The 24,626-nt window shown below is 61.5% G+C and carries 21 protein-coding genes; 8 read left to right on the forward strand and 13 right to left on the reverse strand.

Going from position 1 to position 24,626, the window contains the following annotated elements:
- Positions 1-45: 45 nt before the first annotated feature.
- The 5 genes from A6U87_RS21965 to trxB all read right to left on the reverse strand — a co-directional run bounded on the left by A6U87_RS21965 (position 46) and on the right by trxB (position 5,094).
- Complete coding sequence (locus A6U87_RS21965) at positions 46-1,167, reverse strand: alkene reductase (RefSeq protein ID WP_065693445.1); 1,122 nt, start codon at positions 1,165-1,167, stop codon at positions 46-48.
- Positions 1,168-1,195: 28 nt separating this feature from the next.
- Entirely contained in the window at positions 1,196-2,362 is a 1,167-nt protein-coding gene (locus A6U87_RS21970) for an MFS transporter (RefSeq protein ID WP_065693446.1), read from the reverse strand.
- A 2-nt stretch (positions 2,363-2,364) separates the two neighbouring features.
- On the reverse strand, positions 2,365-2,658 hold the full coding sequence (locus tag A6U87_RS21975) for a helix-turn-helix transcriptional regulator (RefSeq protein WP_065693447.1): 294 nt from the start codon (positions 2,656-2,658) through the stop codon (positions 2,365-2,367).
- Between the two features lie 542 nt (positions 2,659-3,200).
- Positions 3,201-4,097, reverse strand: coding sequence for a LysR family transcriptional regulator VtlR (locus A6U87_RS21980; RefSeq protein ID WP_065693448.1), 897 nt, complete (start codon positions 4,095-4,097; stop codon positions 3,201-3,203).
- A 22-nt stretch (positions 4,098-4,119) separates the two neighbouring features.
- On the reverse strand, positions 4,120-5,094 hold the full coding sequence (trxB, locus tag A6U87_RS21985; protein ID WP_065693449.1) for a thioredoxin-disulfide reductase: 975 nt from the start codon (positions 5,092-5,094) through the stop codon (positions 4,120-4,122).
- 231 nt (positions 5,095-5,325) lie between these two features.
- On the opposite strand from trxB, the gene A6U87_RS21990 reads away from it, so the two are divergent.
- Complete coding sequence (locus A6U87_RS21990; protein ID WP_065693450.1) at positions 5,326-5,793, forward strand: Lrp/AsnC family transcriptional regulator; 468 nt, start codon at positions 5,326-5,328, stop codon at positions 5,791-5,793.
- Between the two features lie 97 nt (positions 5,794-5,890).
- Here A6U87_RS21990 and A6U87_RS21995 read toward each other — a convergent pair whose 3' ends face one another.
- From A6U87_RS21995 to greA, 3 genes are all read right to left on the reverse strand, one after another.
- Positions 5,891-6,850, reverse strand: a complete 960-nt coding sequence (locus tag A6U87_RS21995) for a glycosyltransferase family 2 protein (protein WP_198928744.1) — start codon at positions 6,848-6,850, stop codon at positions 5,891-5,893.
- 111 nt (positions 6,851-6,961) lie between these two features.
- The gene (locus tag A6U87_RS22000) at positions 6,962-8,035 is read right to left on the reverse strand and encodes a glycosyltransferase family 4 protein (RefSeq protein WP_065693452.1); all 1,074 of its coding nucleotides are present in this window, start codon (positions 8,033-8,035) and stop codon (positions 6,962-6,964) included.
- A 6-nt stretch (positions 8,036-8,041) separates the two neighbouring features.
- A complete protein-coding gene (greA, locus tag A6U87_RS22005) occupies positions 8,042-8,518 on the reverse strand; it encodes a transcription elongation factor GreA (protein ID WP_065693453.1) in 477 nt (158 codons plus the stop codon).
- Positions 8,519-8,767: 249 nt separating this feature from the next.
- On the opposite strand from greA, the gene A6U87_RS22010 reads away from it, so the two are divergent.
- The 3 genes from A6U87_RS22010 to A6U87_RS22020 all read left to right on the forward strand — a co-directional run bounded on the left by A6U87_RS22010 (position 8,768) and on the right by A6U87_RS22020 (position 11,925).
- Complete coding sequence (locus tag A6U87_RS22010) at positions 8,768-10,000, forward strand: putative DNA modification/repair radical SAM protein (RefSeq protein WP_065693454.1); 1,233 nt, start codon at positions 8,768-8,770, stop codon at positions 9,998-10,000.
- Entirely contained in the window at positions 10,000-11,466 is a 1,467-nt protein-coding gene (locus tag A6U87_RS22015) for a UdgX family uracil-DNA binding protein (RefSeq protein WP_065693455.1), read from the forward strand. The genes A6U87_RS22010 and A6U87_RS22015 overlap by 1 nt, the downstream gene beginning before the upstream one ends.
- 81 nt (positions 11,467-11,547) lie before the next feature.
- A complete protein-coding gene (locus tag A6U87_RS22020; RefSeq protein WP_065693456.1) occupies positions 11,548-11,925 on the forward strand; it encodes a VOC family protein in 378 nt (125 codons plus the stop codon).
- On the opposite strand, the gene A6U87_RS22025 is transcribed toward A6U87_RS22020, so the two are convergent.
- From A6U87_RS22025 to A6U87_RS22035, 3 genes are all read right to left on the reverse strand, one after another.
- The gene (locus A6U87_RS22025) at positions 11,909-13,201 is read right to left on the reverse strand and encodes a DUF2235 domain-containing protein (protein WP_065693457.1); all 1,293 of its coding nucleotides are present in this window, start codon (positions 13,199-13,201) and stop codon (positions 11,909-11,911) included. The genes A6U87_RS22020 and A6U87_RS22025 overlap by 17 nt on opposite strands.
- Positions 13,202-13,357: 156 nt before the next feature.
- Positions 13,358-16,846, reverse strand: coding sequence for a carbamoyl-phosphate synthase large subunit (carB, locus tag A6U87_RS22030; protein ID WP_065693458.1), 3,489 nt, complete (start codon positions 16,844-16,846; stop codon positions 13,358-13,360).
- Positions 16,847-17,017: 171 nt separating this feature from the next.
- Positions 17,018-18,046, reverse strand: coding sequence for a zinc-dependent alcohol dehydrogenase family protein (locus tag A6U87_RS22035; RefSeq protein ID WP_065693459.1), 1,029 nt, complete (start codon positions 18,044-18,046; stop codon positions 17,018-17,020).
- 233 nt (positions 18,047-18,279) lie between these two features.
- Here A6U87_RS22035 and A6U87_RS22040 point away from each other — a divergent pair, with 233 nt between their 5' ends.
- Positions 18,280-19,200, forward strand: coding sequence for a neutral zinc metallopeptidase (locus A6U87_RS22040; protein WP_065693460.1), 921 nt, complete (start codon positions 18,280-18,282; stop codon positions 19,198-19,200).
- A 48-nt stretch (positions 19,201-19,248) separates the two neighbouring features.
- Here A6U87_RS22040 and A6U87_RS22045 read toward each other — a convergent pair whose 3' ends face one another.
- Positions 19,249-20,244 carry an aldo/keto reductase gene (locus A6U87_RS22045; protein WP_065693461.1) on the reverse strand — a complete coding sequence of 332 codons (996 nt, stop codon included), beginning with the start codon at positions 20,242-20,244 and terminating at the stop codon, positions 19,249-19,251.
- 105 nt (positions 20,245-20,349) lie between these two features.
- Here A6U87_RS22045 and A6U87_RS22050 point away from each other — a divergent pair, with 105 nt between their 5' ends.
- The 3 genes from A6U87_RS22050 (at position 20,350) to A6U87_RS22060 (ending at position 24,186) form a co-directional block, all read left to right on the forward strand.
- Positions 20,350-21,255 (forward strand): LysR family transcriptional regulator, encoded by a 906-nt coding sequence (locus A6U87_RS22050; RefSeq protein ID WP_065693462.1) that lies wholly within the window; start codon positions 20,350-20,352, stop codon positions 21,253-21,255.
- 153 nt (positions 21,256-21,408) lie between these two features.
- A complete protein-coding gene (locus A6U87_RS22055) occupies positions 21,409-22,656 on the forward strand; it encodes a TCR/Tet family MFS transporter (RefSeq protein ID WP_065693463.1) in 1,248 nt (415 codons plus the stop codon).
- A gap of 141 nt (positions 22,657-22,797) precedes the next feature.
- Positions 22,798-24,186, forward strand: a complete 1,389-nt coding sequence (locus tag A6U87_RS22060; protein WP_065693464.1) for an MATE family efflux transporter — start codon at positions 22,798-22,800, stop codon at positions 24,184-24,186.
- On the opposite strand, the gene A6U87_RS22065 is transcribed toward A6U87_RS22060, so the two are convergent.
- Positions 24,183-24,620, reverse strand: coding sequence for a GFA family protein (locus tag A6U87_RS22065; RefSeq protein ID WP_065693465.1), 438 nt, complete (start codon positions 24,618-24,620; stop codon positions 24,183-24,185). The genes A6U87_RS22060 and A6U87_RS22065 overlap by 4 nt on opposite strands.
- Positions 24,621-24,626 lie beyond the last annotated feature (6 nt).

A 24,626-nucleotide genomic window follows, 5' to 3' on the forward strand; every position in this document is an offset into this window, starting at 1 on the left:
GAAATCCCGCCGTTGGGCGGGATTTCGTCGTTCGGATAGCTGCTATCAGGCAGCCGTTTCCAATGCTGGATAATCGACATACCCCTTCGAGCCGCCGCCGTAGAGGGTTGCCTGATCGAGGCCGGCGAGGGGAAGGTTGTTCTTCAGACGCTGAACCAGATCCGGGTTGGCGATAAACGGCTTGCCGAAGGCGACAAGATCGGCACGTCCGCTCTCAACCGCATCGATCGCCAGTTCGCGGTCGTAGCCGTTGTTGACCATCCAGCTCGCCTTGCCACCGGCCTTTTCGTAGGCTGCGCGCAGCGCCTGGTAGTCAAAGGGCTTGTCGCCCTGCTGGAAGGCACGGTCGCCGCCAGTTGCGCCTTCGATGACATGTACGTAGGCGAGATCATACGCGGCCAGTTTCTCGACCACGTAGGTGAAGACCGGCTGCGGATTGGAGTCCGCGGCGTCGTTGGCCGGTGTTACCGGCGAGATGCGGATGCCGGTGCGGCGAGCGCCGATTTCCTTGGTGATCACATCGACAACCTCGAACAGGAAGCGAGCGCGGTTCTCGATCGAGCCGCCGTACTGGTCGGTGCGATCGTTAATGCCGTCGCGGAGGAACTGGTCGATAAGGTAGCCGTTTGCAGCGTGGATCTCGACGCCATCGAAACCGGCCTCGATCGCTGCGCGAGCTGCCTTGCGGTAATCTTCGACGATGCCGGAGAGTTCCGAGGCTTCCAGCGCGCGCGGCTCGGAGGTCGGGGCAAAGCTGCCGGTGCCATCCGGGTTGACGAGGTACGTCTTCGACTTCGCGACCGTGTTGGTCGAGGAGACGGGCTTGCCTCCATTCGGCTGCAGCGTGGTGTGCGAGATACGGCCGACATGCCACATCTGCACGACGATCTTGCCGCCTTCCTCATGCACGGCCGACGTCACGCGCTTCCAGCCGTCGAGGGCTTCCTTGGTATAGAGGCCGGGGACGTCGGCGTAGCCTTGGCCCTGGTGCGTGATGGCGCTTGCTTCCGTGACGATGAGACCGGCGGTTGCGCGCTGGCGGTAGTATTCGACGTTCAGGTCGTTCGGAACTGCGCCCGGGGAGCGGTTGCGCGTCAGCGGAGCCATGACGATGCGGTTCTTGACGGCGATGTCGCCGACCTGTGTTGGTTCGAAAAGCTTGCTCATGGGAGTCCTTTCTTCGTTTACGGGAGGATCATTCGGCAAGGGCAGGCACTGCCCGGCCCTTGGCGGAAAGATAGGTGAATGCCGTGGCGACCAGTCCGATCAGTGCCAGCAGCGCGGCGATAAGCGGTACACGGGTGAGGTTGAACCCTGCGTCGATGACCAGCCCGCCAGCCCAGGCGCCGAGCGCGTTGCCAGTGTTGAAAGCGCCGATGTTGATCGTGGACACGAGGTTCGGCGCGTCCTTGCCAAAGCGCACGACGCCAACCTGAAGCGCTGGTACCGCGGCAAAGCTTGCCATTGCCCAGAGGAAGAGGGTGATCTCGGCTGGAACAAGGAAGGGGCTGGTGAAGCTGAAGGCGACAGAGGTGATGGCGATCAGGGCAAAGATGCCAGCGAGCGTTGCTCCGAGCTTCCAGTCCGCGGCCTTGCCGCCCAGGAGGTTGCCGATGGTCAGGCCGAGGCCGATCAGGAACAGCGTCCAGGTCACGCCTTCAGGCGAAAGGCCGGTGACGTCGCGCAGCAGCGGAGCGATATATGTGAAAAGCGCGAACATCGACGCGGCAAAGAAGACCGTGGTCGAGAGTGCCAACCAGAGATGCCCGTTCTTCAGCGCAGCGATCTCGCGGAAGATGTTGCCCTGTTCCTCATCGCGATCTCTCGGCAGGATGGCGACCAGACCAGCAATGGTCACGATACCGATCGCGGTGACAACAGCGAAGGTCGACCGCCAGCCGTATGCCTGGCCGATGGCTGTGCCAAGCGGCACACCGAGGACGTTGGCAAGCGTGAGGCCGGTAAACATCAGCGCGACGGCACGAGCCTTGCGGTCCGGGGCCACCAGATTGGCGGCAACGACCGAACCGATCCCGAAGAATGCGCCGTGGCAAAGTGCCGTAACGATGCGTGCGATCATCAATACCCAGTAATTCGGTGAGAGAGCGCAGAGCAGGTTGCCGGCAATGAAGAACGCCATCAAGGCGATCAGCGCGGTGCGCCGTTTCAGGTGTGCGGTGGAAACGGCCATGATCGGGGCGCCAATGGCGACTGCCAGCGCGTAGCCGGTGACAAGCCACCCGGCCTGGGGAATCGTGACCGAGAGATCAGCGGCGACCTCGGGCAGGAGGCCCATGATGACGAATTCCGTCGTACCTATCGCAAAGGAGCTCAAGGCCAGCACAAGAAGGGCGAGGGGCATTATCACAAATCCTGAGTGAGCTGCTTCAAGAAGGCAGCAATGGTTTCTTCGTTGCGTTTGTAGAAAATCCATTGGCCGACGCGCCTCGTTGTAACGAGGCCGGCGCGGCTGAGCGTGCCCAGGTGCGCGGAGACGGTCGACTGCGACAGGCCGCAGCGCTCAAACTGGCTGGCGCAGACGCCCATCTCGAGCGGATGTTCCTGCGAGCTGAAATGATCTTGCGGGTTCTTCAGCCAGTTCAGGATCTCCAGCCGCGTCGGGTGGGAGAGGGCCTTGAGGATTTCGTCTTTGTCCATCGTCTTTCATCGAACCATATATCGTCTTCGTTCGATATATGGATTGGTACTTTTCGATATTCAAGTCACGACACAGTGAGATGGCTGCGTTTTTGCGTGGTTAAATTTTAAGCAAAAAAAGAGGGCCACCGAAATGTCGGGGCCCTTTAAGGTATGAAGGTCAATAAACCTCCAGAGGGGAACAGCTAACGCGGTGGCACTGGGAGAGAACCACCAAAGTGCATCAGCTGAGTGCGATATGATGCTTTCGCAGGCATATTTCAATGCCTGTTTGCGCATGCCTGCTATGCAATGCAGCATTTCGTTGTTGCGGTGCGGAAAAAGCGGGCAAAAAAAGAGGGCCACCGGAAAGCCGGGGCCCTTATAGGTGTGAAGGTAAAAACCTCCAGAGGGGAACAGCTAATGCGGTGGAACTGGGAGGAAAAGCCACCGTGTGCATCAGCTGAGTGCGATATGGTGCTTTAATGGGCAAACGGCAACCCCCGTTTATGCATGCCAGTCATGCGTAAGTTGCACAGCTTGCACTTTCAGGCGAGAAACAACTAGAAGTTCCAGTTTCTCGCCTTGCTGACGATGAAGTCGCGGAAGGCCTTGAGCTTCGCCGCATTCTTCATTTCATCGGGGTAGCAGAAGTAGGTGTCGAACGACGGCACGTCGGCGTTGATCGGCAACTGGATCAGGCCCGGATCGCGGCCGACGATGTAGTCGGGCATGCAGGCGACGCCCATGCCGAGCAGGCAGGCGCGCTTGATCGAGGTCTGGCTGTTGATCTGCAGATGCGGAATGCGCTTGTTGTCGGAGGAACGGCCGGCGACCTCCAGCCAGTTTACGTCGAGCAGATAGTTCGGTGCCGGTTCGCCGAAGGTGATGATGCGGTGATTGTCGAGATCCTCGACCGTCTGCGGCTCGCCATACCTGTTGATATAGGAGGGGGCCGCATAGACGTGCATGTGTACGGTGAACAGCTTGCGCTGGATCAGGTCTGATTGAACCGGCTGGCGCAGGCGGATGGCGCAATCCGCATAGCGCATGTTCACATCCACTTCCTCGTTGTCGAGGATGAGCTGGATCTGGACATCGGGATAGAGCTGCATGAACTCCTGAATCTTGTCGGTCAGCCAGCCCTGGCCGAGGCCGACGGTCGTCGTGACACGCAGCTTGCCGGTCGGCGTTTCCGTTGTTTCGGTGAGCTGCATCTTCACCGTTTCGAGCTTCAGCAGCACGTCGTGCGCCGTGCGATAGAGCAGTTCACCCTGTTCGGTGAGAATCAGGCCGCGCGCATGGCGGTGGAAGAGCTTGGTACCGACGTCCTGCTCCAGCGCGCTGACCTGCCGGCTGATTGCGGATTGGGACAGATGCAGCTTGTCGGCCGCATGCGTGAACGATCCGGCTTCGGCAGCTGCGTGAAAAATACGCAGCTTGTCCCAGTCCAATGGCATTCCCCCACCCCTCATGCCGATCTTACTCCGCGGCCACGGCGACAGGCATGTGGCCCGTCAGATAACGTTCGGCTTCGAGAGCGGCCATGCACCCCATGCCGGCAGCGGTGACCGCCTGGCGGAACGTGTCGTCCGTCACGTCGCCGGCGGCATAGACGCCTTCGACGTTGGTTGCCGTCGAGTCAGGAGCGGTCCAGATGTAGCCGTTGTCCTTCAGTTTCAGCTTGTCCTTGAAGAGTTCCGTTGCCGGCGCGTGGCCGATCGCAACGAAGACGCCATCGATTGCCACGTCGCTGATCGCACCGGTGCGGGTATCGCGCAGGCGGGCGCCCGAGACGGACGGCGGCATCGGCGGCTTGGCGGGCGTGCCGGTGATTTCGGCGACTTCCGTGTTCCACAGCACCTTGATGTTTTCCTTGGCGAACAGGCGCTCCTGCAGGATCTTTTCCGAGCGGAAGCTGTCGCGACGGTGCACCACGGTGACCGACTTCGCGATGTTGGAGAGATAGAGGGCTTCCTCGACAGCGCTGTTGCCACCCCCGACGACGATCACGTCCTTGTTGCGATAGAAGAAGCCATCGCAGGTGGCGCAGGCAGAAACGCCGAAGCCCTGGAAATGCTGTTCGCTCTCGATGCCGAGCCACTTGGCCTTGGCGCCGGTTGCGATGATCAATGTATCTGCCGTCCAGACCTGGCCGCTATCGGTGCGCGCCACGAAGGGACGCGTGTTCATCTCGACCTCGGTGACGATGTCGCTGACGATCTCCGCGCCGACGTGCTTGGCCTGCTGCAGCATCTGGTCCATCAGCCACGGGCCCTGGATCGGATCGGCAAAGCCCGGATAGTTCTCGACATCCGTGGTGATCATCAGCTGTCCACCTTGCTCCATCCCGGCAATCAGGACCGGCTTCAGCATGGCGCGCGCCGCATAGACGGCAGCGGTATAGCCGGCAGGGCCGGATCCGATGATGAGGACCTTGGTGTGGCGGGCGGACATGTGTGTATTCCTTTCAACTGGCAGGACGCAGCGGCCAAAAGCGAAGGCGACCGTAGCGCGATCCATTCGCCATTTATGAACGACCAATGCTTTTATTCAAGGGCAGCCTTGCGTTACCAACAAGGCATTCCCGGCTGCTGTGCAAGATTCCGACGCGAGCGCGAAACAATCTTGCGTATTGCGCCGCTTTATATAGAAGCTGGCGCAGGGAAATTAAAGAAAGGCACAAGCGTGGTTCGCGCTGAACTCGATGCCATCGACATAAAGATCCTGCGTGAGCTGCAGGCAGACGGCCGAATGACCAACGTCGAGCTCGCCGACAGGGTCGGAATCTCGGCTCCGCCGTGCCTGCGTCGCGTGCGCAAGCTTGAGGAATCCGGCATCATCGAAGGCTATCACGCGATGCTGAACAGCCCGAAGCTCGGCTTCGATCTGGTCGCCTTCTGCATGGTCGGCCTCAAGCATCAATCGGAAGCCAATCTGAAGGCGTTTGCCGCTGCCACGGCACAATGGCCGCTGGTGCGCCAGGCATGGATGGTCTCGGGCGACAGCGACTTCCTGCTGCATTGCGTCGCCGAAAACCTGACGCGCTTCCAGGACTTCGTGATCGAGGTGCTGACGGCAAACGAGCACGTCGACACCGTGCGCACCATGCTGACCATCCGTCAGGTGAAGCGGCTGGGGCTGGTAGAGGTGTGATTGGGTTGGCAGGCGGCAAGCCTGCGCAATGCGGTATTGAGGTGCAGGATGATGGTGGCGGGATCCGTCCACCATCACGCACTAGACCCGATCTGTACTAGCTGCCAGTCACTTCGCTGTAGAGCGACGACTTCGTTCCGGCGACGTAGCCGATGCGCCCGGATATCCAGCCCATTGTTCGTGCGGCATCAAGCATGGTCTTGCCGCCGGTCAACGGGATGGCGATGAGCTGACCAAGCAGGATCACTGCTTTCAGCGGCACCGGCAGAACGCCTACGATCGCGGGGCGACCGAGCGTCTGGCTTTTCCGCCGGATATGCGTGTTCGATTGATCTCGTGCGCGGCGATACTGATAGGCGAAGCTCAGGCGCTCTGGCGGGATCGTTTCATACACAAAGGCATCCGAGACCCAGCCAGTGACAAGACCGGCACGGCGGACGTCGGCGTAAAGCTTGGAGTCCGTGCCGCCCGTGTAGCGCATCGCTTCGTCGAACCAGATGTTATGCGTCTTGAAGATCGACAGCTCCGCCAGCCAATTATTGGTGACGATCGTGACGCGATCGGTCGAATTGAGGGTCGCGAGCTGCTTCGCGCGCGCCTCTTTCTGGGCGTAGCGGGCCTCGACGTTCTCGTACATTCGTTGCTGGATGTAGGAGAGTTTGGCTTCGGGCGGACGCGAACGCAACGGTGCGCCGAGAAGCGCTGCATTGCTACGGCGATAGCCGTCGATCATGCGGACCAGCCAGTCTTCCGCAACCTCCTCGTCGTCGTCGACGAACAGCAGGAGATCGGCGTCTGCGGCAATCGCTTCCTTAGCTGCGCGATTTCTGCCGAAAGGAATGCCGAGTTCCGTCTCCAGGACATAAAGGAGGTTGGAATTCGGGAAGTTCGCACGGTTGGCTTCCATAACGGCAGCGGCGGTCTGCTCCGTATCGTTTTCGACGATCAGAAACGTCACCGTGCAGTTGTCCGGAATAGTCATTCCTGCCCAGGAGCCGAGAAGCGCATTCAGCATCTCTGGCCGACGACGCGTCAGCGACGATACGAAAATCTTCAAGTGCTGCTCAGCTCTCTCCATGGACCTATTGTTACCCGTTTGCACTATTGTTCATTCAAGCCGCCTTGTTTTTTAGGCGATCTCACGAAACCCGTAAACATCGCGACGGCGCTATACAGACATATAGACCGCGTTCAGCCGCTGCGCTTCGCCCTCGATGCTGAATTTTTCCATCGCATGTGCGCGGGCTCTTGCCGACGCGGCATGTCGCCGGTCGGCCTCGTCCATGAAGCCTGCGGCGGCGTCGGCCATGGCTTGAAGGTTGTCGCGCGGGATGATGACGCCCGTCTCGTTTTCGCCGGTGACCAGCAGTTCCGGGAAGGCGCCGACATCCGTGGCGATGACGGGAACGGCCGTTGCCATGGCCTCGAGCGGGGTCAGGCCGAAGCCTTCCCAGCGCTGCGGCGCGATGAAAAGGTCGAGCGTACGGTACCAGTCGTTGATGTTGGTATGCTCGCCGACGAAGAGGATGCGGGCTGCCAATCCTGCGGCGGCGACGCGATCCTTGAGGTCGTTCTCGAAGCTGATGTGCTGAGGCGTAGCGCGCCCGGCAACGATGGCGATCCAGTCCGGCCGGCTGGGCAGCACGCGGATCATGCTGTCGACGAAAAGGTCGGTTCCCTTCTGGTGGCGGACGCGTCCGAAGCAGCCGACGACATTCTTGCCGGCGTCGAGCCCGCAGGCGCGCTTTGCCGCTGCCTTGTCTGCCGGGGGAGAAAAACGGGCGGTGTCGATGCCATGCATGACCACGCTGTTTGGTACTTCCAGATAGTCTGCGGTCCGGCCGCTGGTGGCGATGACGGCATCCATCCTGGAGACCAGCCATTTCGTCCAGCCGCTGTGGCGGCGCTGCGAAGCGGACGTGAATACGATCTTCAGCTTCATGCGCAGGATATCGCGCATGAAGATCGCCGGCAGCATCTCGATATTGCGCCGCGCATGCCAGATGCGGAAGCGCCGGCCGCGAGGTGCCGTCCAAAGTTGGAGGAGGTCTCTGAAACGGATGTGGGGCAGATCGATCGGCAAGCCGGGTCCCAGTGCCGCGACCTTCTGGCCGAGGGCGCGCTGCACTGGAATGAGCTGGATGATGGTCGACGTGACGCCGGAGAGCCGCTTCTTGAAGTTCGGCGCTATGATTTCGACGTCAGCAATATCGACAACAGCTGCTTGGCGGCGATCTGCCAATGTCCATCAGCCCCAGGTGATGGCGAGCACTTCGTAGGCCTTGGAGCCACCCGGCGCGTTGACTTCGATCGAGTCGCCGACTTCCTTGCCGATCAGCGCGCGCGCGATCGGGGAGGAAATGGAGATGCGGCCCTGCTTCACGTCGGCTTCCTGGTCGCCGACGATCTGGTAGGTCTTTTCTTCCTCGGTGTCCTCGTCGACGAGCTTCACCTTGGCGCCGAACTTGATCGTGCTGCCGGACATCTTGGAAAGGTCGATAACCTCAGCGCGTGCGGTCAGATCCTCAAGCTCGCCGATGCGGCCTTCATTGTGGCTCTGCGCTTCCTTGGCAGCGTGATATTCGGCGTTTTCCGAAAGGTCGCCATGGGCACGGGCTTCTGCGATTGCCTCGATGATACGCGGGCGCTCTTCCTGCTGGCGCCAGCGCAGTTCTTCCTGCAGCTTGACAAACCCACCCTGCGTCATCGGTACCTTATCAACCATTTTCCTGTCCTTCAGTCCCTGTATCCGCTTAGGCGCAGACACAAAAGAAAACAGGTCCCGAAGTGGAACTTCGGAACCGTGCTACATCGTCATTGATTTGGGGTTATAGCAGATCGCCGCCGCGAATTTCCAGAAAATTCGATAACCTGACTTGCAACCTTTGGCGGCTATTCGCGCAAAACTTGAAAATCATCAATCTCAACGGCGTTTTCTTGACTGTTAGCGACGGAACATATAGTGAACATTGGCATGAAGAAGTCCCTTGAAGAGCGTTTGGCCATCCTTTCGGATGCGGCCAAGTATGACGCCTCCTGCGCCTCCAGCGGAACCACCAAGCGCGATTCCGGCAAGGGCGGCGGGCTTGGTTCGACTGAAGGTGCCGGCATCTGCCACGCCTATGCGCCGGACGGACGATGCATTTCGCTTCTGAAAATCTTGCTCACCAATTTCTGCATCTACGACTGCGCCTATTGCATCAATCGCTCGTCCAGCAATGTGGAGCGGGCGCGGTTCACGCCCGAGGAGGTTATCTGGCTGACGCTGGAGTTCTATCGGCGCAATTATATCGAGGGGCTTTTCCTGTCATCGGGGATCATCCGTTCCTCCGACCACACGATGGAGGAGATGGTGCGGATCGTGCGCGAGCTGCGCACCACCCATAATTTCCGGGGCTACATCCATCTGAAATCCATTCCCGAGGCCTCGCCGCATCTGATCGAGGAGGCCGGGCTTTATGCCGATCGCCTGTCGCTCAACATCGAGCTGCCGACCGATCGCGGCATCGCGCAGCTGGCGCCGGAGAAGAAGCCGGCCAGCATTCGCCGGTCGATGGGTGATCTCCGATTGAAGATCGAGGCCGCCTCCGAGCCGACGCTGCAAACCAAGCGGCGCAAGCGCTTCGTGCCGGGCGGGCAGAGCACGCAGATGATCGTCGGCGCCGACGGCGCCAATGACGCGACCATTCTCGGAACCAGCGCGCAGCTTTATGGCAGCTATGGGCTGCGGCGCGTCTACTACTCGGCCTTCAGCCCCATTCCCGACTCGTCGAAGAACCTGCCGCTGATCAAGCCGCCGCTGATGCGCGAGCACCGGCTTTATCAGGCGGATTGGCTCTATCGCTTCTATGGCTTCGGGATCGACGAGATCACATCCTCGCAGGAGGGCGGCATGCTCGATCTCAATCTCGATCCGAAGCTTGCCTGGGCGCTCGGCAACCGCAACGATTTCCCCGTCGATATCAACAGGGCGCCGCGCGAGACCTTGCTCCGCGTACCGGGGCTGGGGACGAAGACGGTGAAATCGATCCTCTCGGCGCGCCGTTTTAGACGGCTCCGAATCGAGGATCTGACGCGGCTTGGCGTGTCGATCAAGAAGGTGCAGGCGTTCATCTCGGCCGAGGGCTGGTCGCCACGCCGGCTGATCGATCGGCCGGATCTGAGGGCGATGTTCGAGCCGAAGCCGGAACAACTGTCGTTGCTGTGATGATTACCGTGTTGCTGGAGGGCCGGGGGGAATTGGCCGAGTGGCGCGACGCGGCGCGGCGGCTGGCTGCCTCGGGTGTCGTGCCCGAGGAGATTGACTGGCGGGAGCGATATCGCGAGACGGATCTGTTTGCCGCGCCCGAAACCTCGCCGAAGCTGCCGGCGCTCGATGCTTCCAAGCCGCTGACGGTGCCGCCTGCCTTCATCGGGCTTGCGGAGGCGGTGATCTGCCATAGCGATCCGATGCGGTTTTATCTGCTCTACCGGCTGCTTTGGCGGCTGCAGAGTGATCGGTCATTGCTTGATGTCGCCTCGGATGAGGACGCTGCGCGGGCGCGGGCGATGGACAAGAGCGTGCGCCGCGACGCGCACAAGATGACGGCCTTCGTGCGGTTCAAGGAGGTGGGGTCGGGGATTTCGCTCAACGGGCGGCGGAAGTTTCTCGCCTGGTTCGAGCCGGATCATCACATCGTCGCCCGCAAGGCGCCGTTCTTCCAGAAGCGGTTCAACGACATGGACTGGGTGATCGCGACGCCGAAAGGGTCGGCTGCCTGGGACGGGGAGAAGCTGACCGTCAGCCATGACCCTTGCGAGAAGCCCGATCTCACCGATCCGGCCGACCAGCTGTGGCGGACCTATTATGCCAACATCTTCAATCCGGCGCGCTTGAAGGTGAAGGCGATGCAGGCGGAGATGCCGAAGAAATACTGGAAGAACCTGCCCGAGGCCGATCTCATTCCCGGCATGATCGCCGATGCGGAAAGCAAGGTTCTCGCGATGGCGAAACGCCAGGCGAGCGAGCCGCTGCCGTTTCACGACCGGCTGCAGGAAGCCGCGCGCCGCGTGCCCGCAGCACCAAGGGCGCCCGTGGGCACGCTGGCATCGCTACGTGAGGAGGCTGTCGTCTGCGCACGCTGTCCGCTGCATGAGAAGGCGACGCAGACTGTGTTCGGCGAGGGGCCTGAGAATGCGAACGTGATGTTCGTCGGCGAGCAGCCTGGAGATCAGGAGGATCTCGCCGGGCGGCCGTTCGTGGGGCCGGCGGGCAAGGTGTTCGATCAGGTGGCCGGCGAGGCGGGGATCGACCGGCAGTCGGTCTATGTGACCAATGCGGTGAAGCACTTCAAATACGAGCCGCGCGGCAAGCGCCGCATCCACCAGCGGCCGAACATGGGCGAGGTCACGCATTGCCGCTGGTGGCTCAATCTGGAGATCGAACTCGTCAAGCCGAAGCTGATCGTCGCCATGGGCGCGACGGCGCTTACGGCGCTGACGGATACGAAGCACAAGCTGTCCGATATCAGGGGGCAGCCGATCAGGATGGGGAAAGAGCGAACACTGTTCGTCACCGTCCATCCGTCCTATCTGCTGCGCATTCCAGACGAGCGGCTGAGGGCGGAGGAGATGGCGCTGTTTCGGGCGGATATGATGCGGGTGCGGGAGCTGATGGCCGCGATGGCGGCCTGACGATCGCTTGGTTTGCGAATTGCCATGGCGCTTCGGCGCGAATGTTGTAGCGTTGCCGGCAAAACAATCTGGAGACCGTTTATGTTCGATCATGTGTCGATTGGTGTGAAGAGCCTTGAGAAGTCGCAGGCGTTCTACGATGCCGCGCTGGCGCCGCTTGGCTATGAGCGGTTGACGAACTTCGGCAATGTCAGCGGCTATGGCGCCGATCGGGTGGGGCTCTGGGTCGGCGAGGTAGCGCGGCCTGTCGTGCCTGATATGGAATCGGGGCTGCATTTCTGCTTCGTGGCACCGAGCGAGGAGTCCGTCGATGCGTTTTACGCGGCCGGACTTGCCAATGGCGGAACCGACAATGGTGCGCCGGGCGTGCGGCCGGATTACAGCCAGTTCTACTATGCGGCCTTCATCATCGATCCTGATGGCTACCGGCTTGAGGCCTATTTCAAGCGGCCGGAGTGATCGGAACGACCTCGGAATCTTCTGATGGTGGCGGGTCGTTGTTGCTCCAGGGCTCCGTCTCGAAGCGTAGCGGCAGGTTCGGCGGGGCGTAGGGCGGTGCTGTCGTTGACGACAATCGGTCGATGACGGATTGGTGCAACGAGGCGCCGTCGGGGATAAAGCGGCGGTCGGCCAGCGGCAGGTAGATGCGCGTCGTGTCGCCGCGCTTGCGCCAAGAGGTGATCGGCACACGCCTCGGCACATATTCGAGCAGTCTCCATGCCCAGTTCATGGAGTCGTGCAGCGGCGCCGTTGGGGCAGGCCGGACATAGCTCTTCGTCGGGTTGTCGCCGCGGACGAGTTCGTTGACCGCATCCTCGTTGTAGGTGAGGCCGGTGCTTCGGGTCTCGGCGATCATCCAGGCGAGCGGTATCTTGATCGCGGCGCTCTCCGTTTCCGGATAGCCGCCACCGATATCGCCATGGACGCCTGAGAACCAGACTTCCTTCACATTCTGCGGGGGTGGGGCCGGCGGCTTGAAGGGGCCGCCCCAGTAGTCCTGTCCCTGCCGCCATGGCAGCGGATTGAACATGGTTCGCCGCTCGTCGATGGCGAGCGCCTGGCGCACCACTTCGACGCTCGGATTGCGATCGGTGAAGGGAAGCGTCAGCAGCTGCGGGCGCCATTTGCCCCAGACGATGACCGAGGACACGGTGTCGAAGAGACCGAGCAGCTTGATCGGCGGGCGGTCGGTCTTCAGCGTGCGCTCGTAGAGGCGCATGGTCTTGAAGGCAGAGGGCGCATCCCAATCGACATCGGCGGCATCCGCTCCACCCTGCTGCTGCTCGCTTTCGGAGATGCCCTTGTAGGTGTTGTAGGCGTAGTCGATCAGGTTGACGTGGTACTTGCTCATCAGGCCGAGCGAATGGACGAAGCCTGCCAGCACCCGTGCCGTATAGGCGCCGCGGCTGAAACCGAAGATGTAGATGTTGTCGCGGTCCCGATATTCCTGATCGTCCCCCGGTTCGCCGGGCTCGTAATTATCGACGAGGAAGCGGTAGGCCTCCTTGACGTTCTGGTCGAGGCCCCATCCGGTCGCCAGGCCCCAGAGCTCGACCGTCTTGCGGTAGGCGTTGGACCAGGCATTGGCGGCGCCGAAGGTGCCGACGCCGGGATCGTAATAGACAATCTGTTTGTCGCTGCGATCGAGAACGCCGAATAGCCTCAGAATATTGGTGCGGTCAGCGGAGATTTCGTTCGACGTGCCATCGAACAGAATGACGATATTCTTGCCCATCGATGCCCCTCACGTGTGGGGATATCGTAACATGATCGAGAAGGGTTTGAAATCTCAGGTGGATTGTCGCGTTTTGCGACACTTCAGCGTGTTGTCACGCTGGCCGTCGTGCGGAGGAAAAGCCGGCCGTGAAGGATCACGACCGGCCTTGATATCTTAGGCGAAGTAGCTCTGCAGCGGGCGAACCTCGAGGTTGCCGGCCTTCAGCGCCTTGATCGCCTGGGCGGCTGCTTCGGCGCCGGCCATGGTGGTGTAATAAGGCACCTTCTGCATCAGCGTCGCGCGGCGCAGCGACTTGGAGTCGGAGATCGCCTTGTTCGAGTCCGTCGTGTTGATGACCAGCTGGACCTGACGGTTGCGGATCGCGTCCTCGATGTGCGGACGGCCCTCGAGCACCTTGTTGATCTTCACGGCCTCGATGCCGTTTTCGGCGAGGAAGCGGGCGGTGCCGCCGGTGGCCAGAACCTTGAAGCCCTGTTCGACCAGCATGCGGATCGCGGGCAGGACGCGCGGCTTGTCGTCGTCGCGTACCGATACGAAGACCGTTCCGTCACGCGGCAATTCGACGCTGGCGCCGAGCTGCGACTTGGCGAAGGCCAGCGCGAAATCGGTGTCGAGACCGATGACTTCGCCGGTCGAACGCATTTCCGGACCGAGCAGCGTGTCGACGCCGGGGAAACGGGCAAACGGGAAGACGGCTTCCTTGACGGCGATGTGCTTCAGGTTGCGCGGGTCCGGCTTCTCTCCGTAGGCGGCAAACAGCGGATCGAGCTTTTCGCCGGCCATGGCGCGGGCGGCGATCTTGGCGATCGGGGCGCCGATGGTCTTGGCGACGAAGGGAACGGTACGCGAGGCGCGTGGGTTCACTTCGAGCACGTAGACGGTGCCGTCCTTGATGGCGAACTGCACGTTCATCAGGCCGACCACGTTGAGAGCCTTGGCCATCGACTTCGCCTGGCGCTCGAGTTCGTCGATCATTTCGGCGGACAGCGTACGCGGGGGAAGCGAGCAGGCCGAGTCACCGGAGTGAATGCCGGCTTCCTCGATGTGCTCCATGATGCCGGCGATGAAGGCGTCCTTGCCGTCCGAGAGGCAGTCGACGTCGACTTCGATGGCGTTCGACAGGTAGCTGTCGAAGAGCAGCGGGTTCTTGCCGAGCAGGGTGTTGATCTGGCCGGTCTTGTCGTTCGGGTAGCGCTGCTTGATGTCTTCAGGCACCAGTTCCGGAACGGTGTCGAGCAGGTAGGTCTGCAGCATGCTCTCGTTGTGGATGATCTGCATGGCGCGGCCACCCAGAACGTAGGACGGGCGAACCACCAGCGGGAAGCCGATCTCGCTGGCAACGGTCCGCGCCTGTTCGACCGAGTAGGCGATGCCGTTGTTCGGCTGTGTCAGGTCGAGCTTGATGAGGAGCTTCTGGAAGCGGTCGCGGTCTTCGGCGAGGTCGATCATGTCGGGCGCGGTGCCGAGGATCGGGATGCCGTTCTTCTCAAGCGCTTCGGCGAGTTTCAGCGGGGTCTGGCCGCCGAACTGCACGATGACGCCGACGACTTCGCCCTTTTCCTGCTCAGCGCGCAGGATTTCGATCACGTCTTCGGCTGTCAGCGGCTCGAAGTAGAGGCGATCGGAGGTGTCGTAGTCGGTGGAGACCGTTTCCGGGTTGCAGTTGATCATGATGGCTTCATAGCCGGCGTCGCGCAGAGCGAACGCGGCATGGCAGCAGCAATAATCGAACTCGATGCCCTGGCCGATACGGTTCGGACCGCCGCCGAGGATGACGACCTTCTTGCGGTCGGAGATTTCGGCTTCCGAGCGGGCGGCGCCGACGAAGGGCGTCTCGTAGCTCGAATACATGTAGGCGGTCGGCGAGGCGAATTCGGCGGCGCAGGTGTCGATGCGCTTGAAGACCGGGCGGACGTTCAGCGAATTGCGCAGCTCGGCCACTTCCTTCGGGCGCTTGCCTGACAGGGTTGCGAGACGGGCGTCGGAGAAGCCCATGGCCTTCAGCGTGCGCAGGTTTGCGGCATCGGTCGGCAGGCCGTGCTCGCGAACGCGGGCTTCCATGTCGATGATCGCCTTGAACTGGGCGATGAACCACGGGTCGATCTTGCAGCCTTCGTGCACTTCCTCGGGGCTCATGCCCATGCGCAGTGCCTGGGCGACCATGCGCAGGCGATCAGGTGTCGGCGTGCCGATGGCGGCGCGGATGGCATTCTGGCTGCCTTCGCCTTCCTCGACGCCGGGGATTTCGATCTCGTCGAGGCCGGTGAGGCCGGTTTCGAGGCCGCGCAGCGCCTTCTGCAGCGATTCGGCGAAGGTGCGGCCGATGGCCATGACTTCACCGACCGACTTCATCGCGGTGGTCAGAACCGGCGAGGCACCCGGGAACTTCTCGAATGCAAAGCGCGGGATCTTGGTGACGACGTAGTCGATCGACGGTTCGAACGAGGCAGGCGTTGCGCCGCCGGTGATGTCGTTGTCGAGTTCGTCGAGCGTGTAGCCGATGGCGAGCTTGGCTGCGACCTTGGCGATCGGGAAGCCGGTGGCCTTCGATGCCAGCGCCGACGAGCGCGAGACGCGCGGGTTCATTTCGATGACGACGAGGCGGCCGTCCTTCGGGTTGACGGCGAACTGGACGTTCGAGCCGCCGGTTTCGACGCCGATCTCGCGAAGAACCGCGATCGAGGCGTTGCGCATCATCTGGTATTCCTTGTCGGTCAGCGTCAGGGCCGGCGCGACGGTGATCGAGTCGCCCGTGTGGACGCCCATCGGGTCGATGTTTTCGATCGAGCAGATGATGATGCAGTTGTCCGCCTTGTCGCGGACGACTTCCATTTCATATTCCTTCCAGCCGAGAACCGATTCTTCGATCAGAACTTCGGTGGTCGGCGAGGCATCGAGGCCGCCGCCGATGATTTCGAAGAACTCCGAACGGTTATAGGCAATGCCGCCGCCGGTGCCGCCCATGGTGAAGGAGGGGCGGATGATGGCGGGCAGGCCGACGACGTCGATCGCCTGGGCGGCAATCGCCATGGCGTGGCTGATGTAGCGCTGCTTGCGGTCGGTTTCGCCGAGGTTCCACTGGTTTTCCAGCGCGTCGAGCGCCTTGTCGAGTTCAGCACCCGAGAGGCTTTCCTTCAGCTTGTTGCGCTCGGCTTCATGCGTCTTGCGGTCGGCATCCTTGATGTCGGTGGCGTTGGCGAGCATCGAGCGCGGGGTTTCGAGACCAATGCGATCCATGGCTTCGCGGAAGAGGGCGCGGTCTTCGGCCATGTCGATGGCGGCCGGCTTGGCGCCGATCATCTCGACATTGTAGCGGTCGAGAACGCCCATGCGCTTCAGGGAAAGTGCTGTGTTGAGCGCGGTCTGGCCGCCCATGGTCGGCAGCAGCGCGTCCGGGCGCTCCTTGGCGATGATCTTGGCGACGACTTCAGGGGTGATCGGCTCAACATAGGTTGCGTCGGCGAGGCCCGGATCGGTCATGATCGTTGCCGGGTTGGAGTTGACGAGGATGACGCGGTAGCCTTCCTCCTTCAGCGCCTTGCAGGCCTGGGTGCCGGAATAGTCGAACTCGCATGCCTGGCCAATGACGATCGGTCCTGCGCCGATGATGAGGATCGATTTGATGTCTTGGCGCTTCGGCATGGGCTTTTTTCCGTTTCCTAGCTGCGCAGAAAGCCGGCCAGGGTGGGAGGCACCGGCCGGGTCGCGCATATGATGGTCTTTTCAGGCTAGAAGCGGCTTATAGGCAAATGTATCCGTGAACGGAACCCCATAAATTGCGGAATCGACAGGAATCGAAGGCTTTGCCTGTCGCTATTTCAAGGCCGGTACGACAAGGGCGCGGATCTCGCCACGCGGAGCCGGATTGCTGATCGCTTCCACCGCTTCGTCGAAGCCGATGCGACGCGAGATCAGGGGCTCGACCTTGATGGTCTGCGTGGCGATCAATTCGGCCGCGCGCCGGTGCGTGAAGGGATTGAGGAAGGAGTTGACCAGCTTGATCTCGCGAAAGAGCAGGTCGAATGGTTCGATCGCAACCTTTGTTCCCTGCGGCATGACACCGAGAATCACGACAGTGCCGCCGCGGCGGGCAAGGGCCGGGGCCTGCTCGATGGTTTCGCTGATGCCGGCGCACTCGATGACGATATCGGCGCCGCCGGGCAGAATACCGTTGCGGGCAATCAGCTGTTCGATGATATCGCCGGACGATGGATCCGCCGTTGCCGTTGCGCCCAGTTCCTCCGCTAGCTGGCGTTTTTCTGCGCTGCGCGTCACGAGAACAACGCTCGTTGCACCGGCAAGCCTTGCGAGCTGAACCACCAGCAGACCGATTACGCCGCCGCCAAGGACAATGACGGAAGATCCCGTCCTGATCTCGGCGAGGTCCACGCCGTGCAGGCAGCAGGCAAGCGGTTCGCAGAAGGCGCCGTGCAAGGGCGGCAGATCCGCAGGCAGTTCGAAGGCCTGCTTCTCCGGCACGATCACATATTCGGCGAAACCGCCGTCGCGGTGGATGCCTATGGCCTGCAGATTCGTGCAAAGATTGACGCGGCCGCGCTGGCATTCCGCGCAGCGGCCGCAAGCAATGTTCGGATCGCCGGTGATGCGCATGCCTTTTCGGAAGCCGCTGACGCCTGCGCCGACTTCCTCGACGAGGCCGACAAATTCGTGGCCGAGCGTCACCGGCGGATGGGACGGAAACTCGCCGAGGAAAAGATGGCGATCCGTGCCGCAGATGCCGCAAGCCTCTACCTTGACCAGCAGGTCGCCCGCTCCGGGAGACGGCTTTTCGATATCGCGCAGGCGTAGTTGTCCTGTTGATTCCAGGCGCACGGCTTTCATGTGGTCTTTCCTCCCGCAGTCTCCTCCGCCGAAGAAGAAGGTAAAAGACAGAGTCGGGTCAAGTGCTTGCGGCCACACGCTCATGCGTTGTCGAATGGTTGGCGCTGTTGCCGGTAGGTCCTTTTTGGTGACCGCCGTGGCGATCGTTACGCTCGAATCGTCTGGAATTTCCCGGAAGCCGGGATATATAGTTTGGTCAAACAACGTTCTAAGGCTTGGTCGGGGAGATCGTCATGGAGTGGAAGGGCCGGCGTCAGTCCGACAATATCGAGGATCGGCGTGGCGATCCTTCCATGGGCGGGTTGGGTCAGGGTGGTGGCTTCAGCTTTCCGTCCGGTGGCGGAATGGGGCGCCGCGGCGGTGGCCTCAGCATCGGCACGATCATCTTTCTCGTCGTGCTCTACCTTATATTCAAGGCGATGGGCATCGATCTGCTACAGATCATGGATGGCGGCTCGACGGGCGGTGGAGGCTACGAGCAAAGCCAGTCAGGCGGCAGCAGCCAGGCGCCTGCGAACGACGAGATGACGGCCTTCGTGCGCACCGTGCTTGCGGAGACCGAGGATACGTGGACCGGCATCTTCAAATCCATGGGGCGCGACTATGAAGAGCCGCGGCTGGTTCTTTTCTCGGGACAGACGCAGTCCGCGTGCGGTTTTGCATCGGCTGCGACCGGGCCGTTCTATTGCCCCAGCGACCATAAGGTCTATCTCGATACCGCCTTCTTCCAGCAGCTTAGCCGTCAGTTCGGCGCGTCCGGCGATTTCGCCGAGGCTTATGTCGTTGCCCATGAGGTCGGGCACCATGTGCAGAACCAGCTTGGCATCCTGCCGAAATTCAACGAGGCGCGGCAGCGCATGAGCGAGGCCGATGCCAACAAGATGTCGGTTCGTGTCGAGTTGCAAGCGGACTGCTTTGCCGGCATCTGGGGCAAGTTCACTGACCAGAAGGGCATCCTCGATGCAGGTGACCTGGAAGAGGCGCTGAACGCGGCCCAGCAGATTGGTGACGATACGCTGCAGAAACGAAGCCAGGGCTATGTCGTTCCGGAAAGCTTCAACCACGGCACTTCGGCGCAGCGCGTCAAGTGGTTCAAGCGTGGTTTCGACAGCGGCCAGTTGTCGGCCTGCGATACGTTTTCCGGGCCGGTTTGATCGACGTCGGCTTCCTCGCGAGGAAGCCGATCGCCAGTCAGTCGCCAATCACTTTTCGCTATCCATGTGCCTGAGCATTGCCGTCGGGTAACGCGAGCCGGCGGCCGCGTCCTTCGGGACGGCATTCTCGATTGCTGCCATGTCGCTTGCGGTTAGTGTGACGGCGCGGGAACCAAGCGCTTCCGTCAATCGATCGCGGCGGCGGGCGCCGATGAGCGGCACGATGTCGTGTCCTTGCGCAGCCACCCAGGCAATCGCGATCTGCGCCACTGAAACGCGCTTTGCCTCGGCGATCTCGCGAAGCTCCTCCACCAGCGCGAGGTTCTGATCGATATTGCCATCCTGAAAGCGCGGGCTCATGCCGCGGAAGTCGCCGGCGCTGGAGCCCTGGCCTTTCTGCCAATGCCCACTGATCAGGCCGCGAGACAGGACGCCGTAGGCGGTGACGGCGATGCCGAGCTCGCGGCAGGCCGGAAGAATGCGCTCTTCCGGGCCACGGGAGATCAAGGAGTATTCGATCTGCAGGTCGCAGATGGGGTGAACGGCTGCGGCGCGCCTGATCGTCTCCGCGCCGACTTCTGAAAGCCCGATGTGGCGGATGTACCCCGCCTTGATGAGGTCGCCGATTGCGCCGACGGTGTCTTCGATCGGTACGGCGGGATCGAGACGGGCGGGGCGGTAGATGTCGATATAATCGACGTGGAGGCGTTTCAGCGTATAGGCAAGGAAGTTCTTGATCGCGGCGGGGCGGGAATCGTAGCCGTTCCAGCCGCCTGCCGGATCGCGCAGCGCCCCGAACTTGACGCTAAGCACGATGTCGTCACGGCTGCGGCCCTTCAGGGCTTCGCCGATCAGCATTTCATTGTGGCCCATTCCGTAGAAGTCGCCGGTGTCGAGGAGGTTGATGCCGGCGTCTAGGGCCGCGTGGATCGTGGCGATGCTCTCGGCGCGGTCCGCCGGGCCGTACATTCCCGACATACCCATGCAGCCGAGCCCTAGGACGGATACTTCGGGGCCGGTGTTTCCCAGACGGCAAGTCTGCATGTCATTCTCCTTCTTGGCCGAACCGTTGCTAACAGTTGTTTTATCGTCCGCAGTCTTGTGCGATAACTCGAGTAAATTTGTACGGGCTGTACGGAAAAACGAACAATGGATGATCTGCCTCTTGGTGATCTGGATGCCTTTGCCGCTATTGCAAGGGAGCGCAGCTTTCGCGCGGCGGCTCGCAAACGCGGTGTCTCTGCCTCATCCCTGAGCGAGTCTCTTCGCCGCCTCGAAGAGCGCCTGGGTGTGCGTCTCCTCAACCGCACGACACGGAGCGTTACACCGACAGAGGCCGGGCAGAGGCTCCTGGAACGTCTGGCGCCAGCGTTGGGGGAGGTGGCTTCGGCGCTCGGCCAGCTCGACAGTTTCAGAGATAGCCCATCTGGAACCCTGCGGCTGAACGTGCCGACGATCGCCGCTCGCTTGTTTCTCCCCGAAATGGCCAACCGGTTTCTGAACCTCTATCCCGGGATTACGCTGGAGATCGTGGGCGAGGATACGTTCATCGATGTGCTGGCCGCAGGCTACGACGCCGGCATTCGCTATGACGAGCGGCTGGAGCGTGACATGATCGCCGTGCCGATTGGGCCGCGCCGGCAGCGCTACATCACGGCGGCCGCGCCCGGCTATCTGGCTCGACGGGGAACGCCGCAGCACCCCGCCGAGCTGATCGATCACGACTGCATTCGACATCGTTTCCTGAGCGGTGCACCCTTGCCATGGGAGTTCGATAGGGATGGTGAAACACTTCTTGTCACGCCGCGCGGCCCCGTGGTCTCGAATGTGATCGAAATGGAGGTTGGTGCGGCGACATCGGGTCTCGGCGTCATCCGCACCTTCGAAGAGTTGCTGACACCGGCGATCAAGACTGGTGCGCTGGTGCCGATCCTCGAGGATTGGGTCACCGAATTTTCTGGCCCATTCCTCTATTATGCCAGCCGCCGGCACATGCCCTCGACGCTACGCGCCTTCGTCGACTTCGTGAAGGCGGAACAGCGCAAGGCGGGCTAGGTGCGCCTTTTGTTCCGCTTCTCCATCAACAGAACTGGTGAGCCTATCAAAACATTTGAAATGTTCACGTATTGTTTCGTTTCTGAGCCTGCGATATGTAACATCTCCGGCGACGAGATCGTCTTTCCAGAAACAACGCTGTAGAGATGTCTCATGCTCGATCCGAAATTTGTACGCCGTGGATTGTTTCTCGTCTTCATGATCCTGTTTCTGGATGTGATCGGGATCGCGATCATCATGCCCGTCCTGCCGGTCTATCTGGAGCAGCTGACAGGCGGCTCCGTCAGTGACGCCGCGCTCGACGGCGGCTGGCTGCTGGTCGTCTATGCGGGAATGCAGTTTCTGTTCGCGCCGTTTCTCGGCAATCTCAGCGACCGCTTCGGACGGCGGCCGATCCTGCTGCTGTCAGTGTTGACCTTCGCGATCGACAATCTCATCTGCGCTGTCGCCACCAGCTTCTGGATGCTGTTCATCGGCCGTATGCTGGCCGGCTTGAGCGGCGGCAGTTTTGCCACCTGTTCCGCCTATATCGCCGACATCAGCACGGAAGAAAACCGTGCCAAGAATTTCGGCCTGATCGGTATCGCGTTCGGTGTCGGCTTTACGATCGGTCCCGTGATCGGCGGGTTCCTGGGTGAGTTTGGCCCGCGTGTGCCGTTCTACGGCGCTGCTGCCTTGTCCTTCGCCAATTTCGTGGCCGCCTGTTTCCTGTTGCCGGAAACGCTGGATGACAAGAACCGGCGCGCGTTCGAATGGAAGCGTGCCAACCCGCTCGGCGCCCTGAGGCAGATGCGCAACTATGCCGGGATCGGCTGGATCTGTGTCGTCATGTTCCTGTTCTGGCTGGCGCATGCGGTCTATCCGGCCGTGTGGTCGTTCGTATCGACCTACCGGTATGGCTGGAGCGAGGGGCAGATCGGGCTTTCGCTTGGGATTTACGGCATCGGCGCGGCGTTCGTCATGGGCGTCGTGCTGCCGAAGATCGTACCAATTCTCGGAGAATGGAAGACGGCGGTCGTCGGCCTCTGTTTCTCCGTGGTGGGCCTGACCGGTTATGCCTTCGCCTGGGAAGGCTGGATGGTTTATGCCGTCATCGTCTTCACCGTCATGGAGAATGTCGCCGATCCGCCGCTTCGCAGCATTGCAGCCGGCAAGGTGCCGCCATCGGCGCAAGGCGAGCTGCAGGGGGCGCTAACGAGCCTCAGCAGCATCACGACGATTGTCGGGCCGTTGATCTTCACGCAGATGTTCGGCTATTTCACCAAGGCGGACGCGCCGATCACCTTCGCCGGCGCGCCGTACCTGATGGCTGCCATCTTCATCCTGGTTGCGGCACTGGTCTTTCTGCTCAGGGTGCGGGTCGGCAAGCCGGGATCGATGTTGGAACAACCCGCGGAATGAACCATCAGAATTGCTGATGCGATGATGAATTTTTCATCATTTGCACGTTTTCTGGTGTTTCTTTCCTTTTCTTTCAGTTAGACCACGGTTGGCCCTTGCTGCCTGTCGCAGCCGTGGGCGATTGAATCACAGGAACAGGTCATGGATACCCCGATCGACGCGCGAAAGCTCGCGCCGACAACCGATAACCGTTGGTCCGCGCATATCCGCGCCACGCTGGCGCTCGGGATCCCGCTGATCGGTGCGCAACTTGCTCAGCTCGGCATCAACACGACCGACGTGATGATCGTCGGCCGCCTCGGCCCGGAGCATCTGGGCGCGATGGTGCTTGCCGGCCAGTTCCTCTTCACCATCCTAGTCTTCGGCTCCGGTTTTTCGATCGCCGTCATTCCGATGGTGGCGCAGGCCTATGGTCGTGGTGATGTCGTCAGTGTGCGCCGCTCGCTGCGCATGGGTCTCTGGGTGGTTCTCGCCTACTGGGTGCTGATGCTGCCGGCCTTCTTCAATTCCGAGCGGATCCTGCTCGCTGCCGGGCAGAAGCCCGAGGTGGCGGCGCTGGCGCACAGCTATATCGTGATCGGCCAGTTCGCAGTGCTGCCGGGGCTGCTCTACAATGTAGTGCGAGCGCTGGTGAGCGCGATCGGCAAGGCGGCCGTGATCCTGAACGTGACGATCGCGATGCTGGTGCTGAATGCCATCTTTGCCTACATGCTAGTGCTCGGCCATTTCGGCCTGCCGGCGATGGGGTTGAGGGGGGCGGCCATCGTTTCCGTCGTCGTACAGACGGCGGGCTTCTTCTTCATCCTCGCCTATGTGCAGAGCCGGCCGGAAACGCGCCGCTATGAGCTTTTCGTGCGCTTCTGGCGGCCGGACTGGAAGGCCTTCTTGGAGGTCGTGCGTCTCGGACTGCCGATCAGCGTCACCGTTCTTGCCGAGGTCAGCCTGTTCACCATGGCATCGTTGCTGATGGGGCGGATCGGCACGATCGAACTGGCGGCGCACGGGATTGCGCTGCAGTGGGCATCGATCGCCTTCATGATACCGCTTGGCCTTTCGCAGGCGGCGACCGTTCGTGTCGGCGTCGCGCACGGGCAGGGGGATCACATTGCCCTTGTCAGGGCCGCGGTGTCGGTGACCGCAATCGCCTGCACCATCTCGGCCATCGGCGGCCTGTTGTTTGCGATCATGCCGACGTTCTTTGCCAGCTGGTTTCTGGATACGCACTCGGCGCAGGCGCCTCAGGTGCTCGCCTATGCCGGGCCGCTGATCGTCATTGCCGGATTGTTCCAGCTGGTCGATGGCCTGCAGGTGATCGCCAACGGTCTGCTGCGCGGTCTCAAGGATGCCCGCGTGCCGATGATCATGGCTCTGGTTGCCTACTGGCCGATCGGCTTCTTCCTTGCCTGGGCCTTTGCTTTTCCGCTTGGCTTCGGAGGAATTGGCATCTGGTTCGGCTTCCTGATCGGGCTGTTCACCGCAGCCGTTATGCTTTGCGGCCGCTTTTATCTTCTCATGCGCCGCCACGCCTAAGAGGACGGTGGCGTCTGATCGTCGACCGGACGCCCCTTCTGATATTGCGGCAGGTCATCGCCGATGACATCCCAACCAACTTTTTCCGACACCCAGACATGGGCCAGGGGGCGGTAAGCCTCAGGGTCATCGAGGCTTATCGTCATGATGTCGATGGTGTCGGGTTCCGTCGTGTTCTGGTAGGTCAGCGGCGATCCGCACGATCCGCAAAATGTCCTGATCACATTGGCCGACGACGCAAACCGCCTGGGCGTACCGCTCTCGAAGACGAAGGTGCGGGCGGGAAAGACCACATAGGGAAGCGTCGTCGCCGAGGCAATTCTCCGGCAGGTTTGGCAGTGGCAGATGCCGCTATGCAGCGGCGCTTCGGCTACGCTGTAGCGGACCTCTCCGCACAGGCAGCCTCCCTTGTGGAGTTTAACGGGTTGCGGCATCCGCTT

Origin of the sequence: Rhizobium sp. AC44/96 (genome assembly GCF_001692185.1) — a bacterium.
Classification (GTDB): Bacteria; Pseudomonadota; Alphaproteobacteria; order Rhizobiales; family Rhizobiaceae; genus Rhizobium.

Bases quoted from the DNA above. Each gene is read 5' to 3' on its own strand.
- A6U87_RS21965 (WP_065693445.1), bottom strand. From the start codon at position 1,167: ATGAGCAAGCTTTTCGAACCAACACAGGTCGGCGACATCGCCGTCAAG.
- A6U87_RS21970 (WP_065693446.1), bottom strand. From the start codon at position 2,362: ATGCCCCTCGCCCTTCTTGTGCTGGCCTTGAGCTCCTTTGCGATAGGT.
- A6U87_RS21975 (WP_065693447.1), bottom strand. From the start codon at position 2,658: ATGGACAAAGACGAAATCCTCAAGGCCCTCTCCCACCCGACGCGGCTG.
- A6U87_RS21980 (WP_065693448.1), bottom strand. From the start codon at position 4,097: ATGCCATTGGACTGGGACAAGCTGCGTATTTTTCACGCAGCTGCCGAA.
- trxB (WP_065693449.1), bottom strand. From the start codon at position 5,094: ATGTCCGCCCGCCACACCAAGGTCCTCATCATCGGATCCGGCCCTGCC.
- greA (WP_065693453.1), bottom strand. From the start codon at position 8,518: ATGGTTGATAAGGTACCGATGACGCAGGGTGGGTTTGTCAAGCTGCAG.
- A6U87_RS22010 (WP_065693454.1), top strand. From the start codon at position 8,768: ATGAAGAAGTCCCTTGAAGAGCGTTTGGCCATCCTTTCGGATGCGGCC.
- A6U87_RS22015 (WP_065693455.1), top strand. From the start codon at position 10,000: ATGATTACCGTGTTGCTGGAGGGCCGGGGGGAATTGGCCGAGTGGCGC.
- A6U87_RS22020 (WP_065693456.1), top strand. From the start codon at position 11,548: ATGTTCGATCATGTGTCGATTGGTGTGAAGAGCCTTGAGAAGTCGCAG.
- A6U87_RS22025 (WP_065693457.1), bottom strand. From the start codon at position 13,201: ATGGGCAAGAATATCGTCATTCTGTTCGATGGCACGTCGAACGAAATC.
- carB (WP_065693458.1), bottom strand. From the start codon at position 16,846: ATGCCGAAGCGCCAAGACATCAAATCGATCCTCATCATCGGCGCAGGA.
- A6U87_RS22035 (WP_065693459.1), bottom strand. From the start codon at position 18,046: ATGAAAGCCGTGCGCCTGGAATCAACAGGACAACTACGCCTGCGCGAT.
- A6U87_RS22040 (WP_065693460.1), top strand. From the start codon at position 18,280: ATGGAGTGGAAGGGCCGGCGTCAGTCCGACAATATCGAGGATCGGCGT.
- A6U87_RS22045 (WP_065693461.1), bottom strand. From the start codon at position 20,244: ATGCAGACTTGCCGTCTGGGAAACACCGGCCCCGAAGTATCCGTCCTA.
- A6U87_RS22050 (WP_065693462.1), top strand. From the start codon at position 20,350: ATGGATGATCTGCCTCTTGGTGATCTGGATGCCTTTGCCGCTATTGCA.
- A6U87_RS22055 (WP_065693463.1), top strand. From the start codon at position 21,409: ATGCTCGATCCGAAATTTGTACGCCGTGGATTGTTTCTCGTCTTCATG.
- A6U87_RS22060 (WP_065693464.1), top strand. From the start codon at position 22,798: ATGGATACCCCGATCGACGCGCGAAAGCTCGCGCCGACAACCGATAAC.
- A6U87_RS22065 (WP_065693465.1), bottom strand. From the start codon at position 24,620: ATGCCGCAACCCGTTAAACTCCACAAGGGAGGCTGCCTGTGCGGAGAG.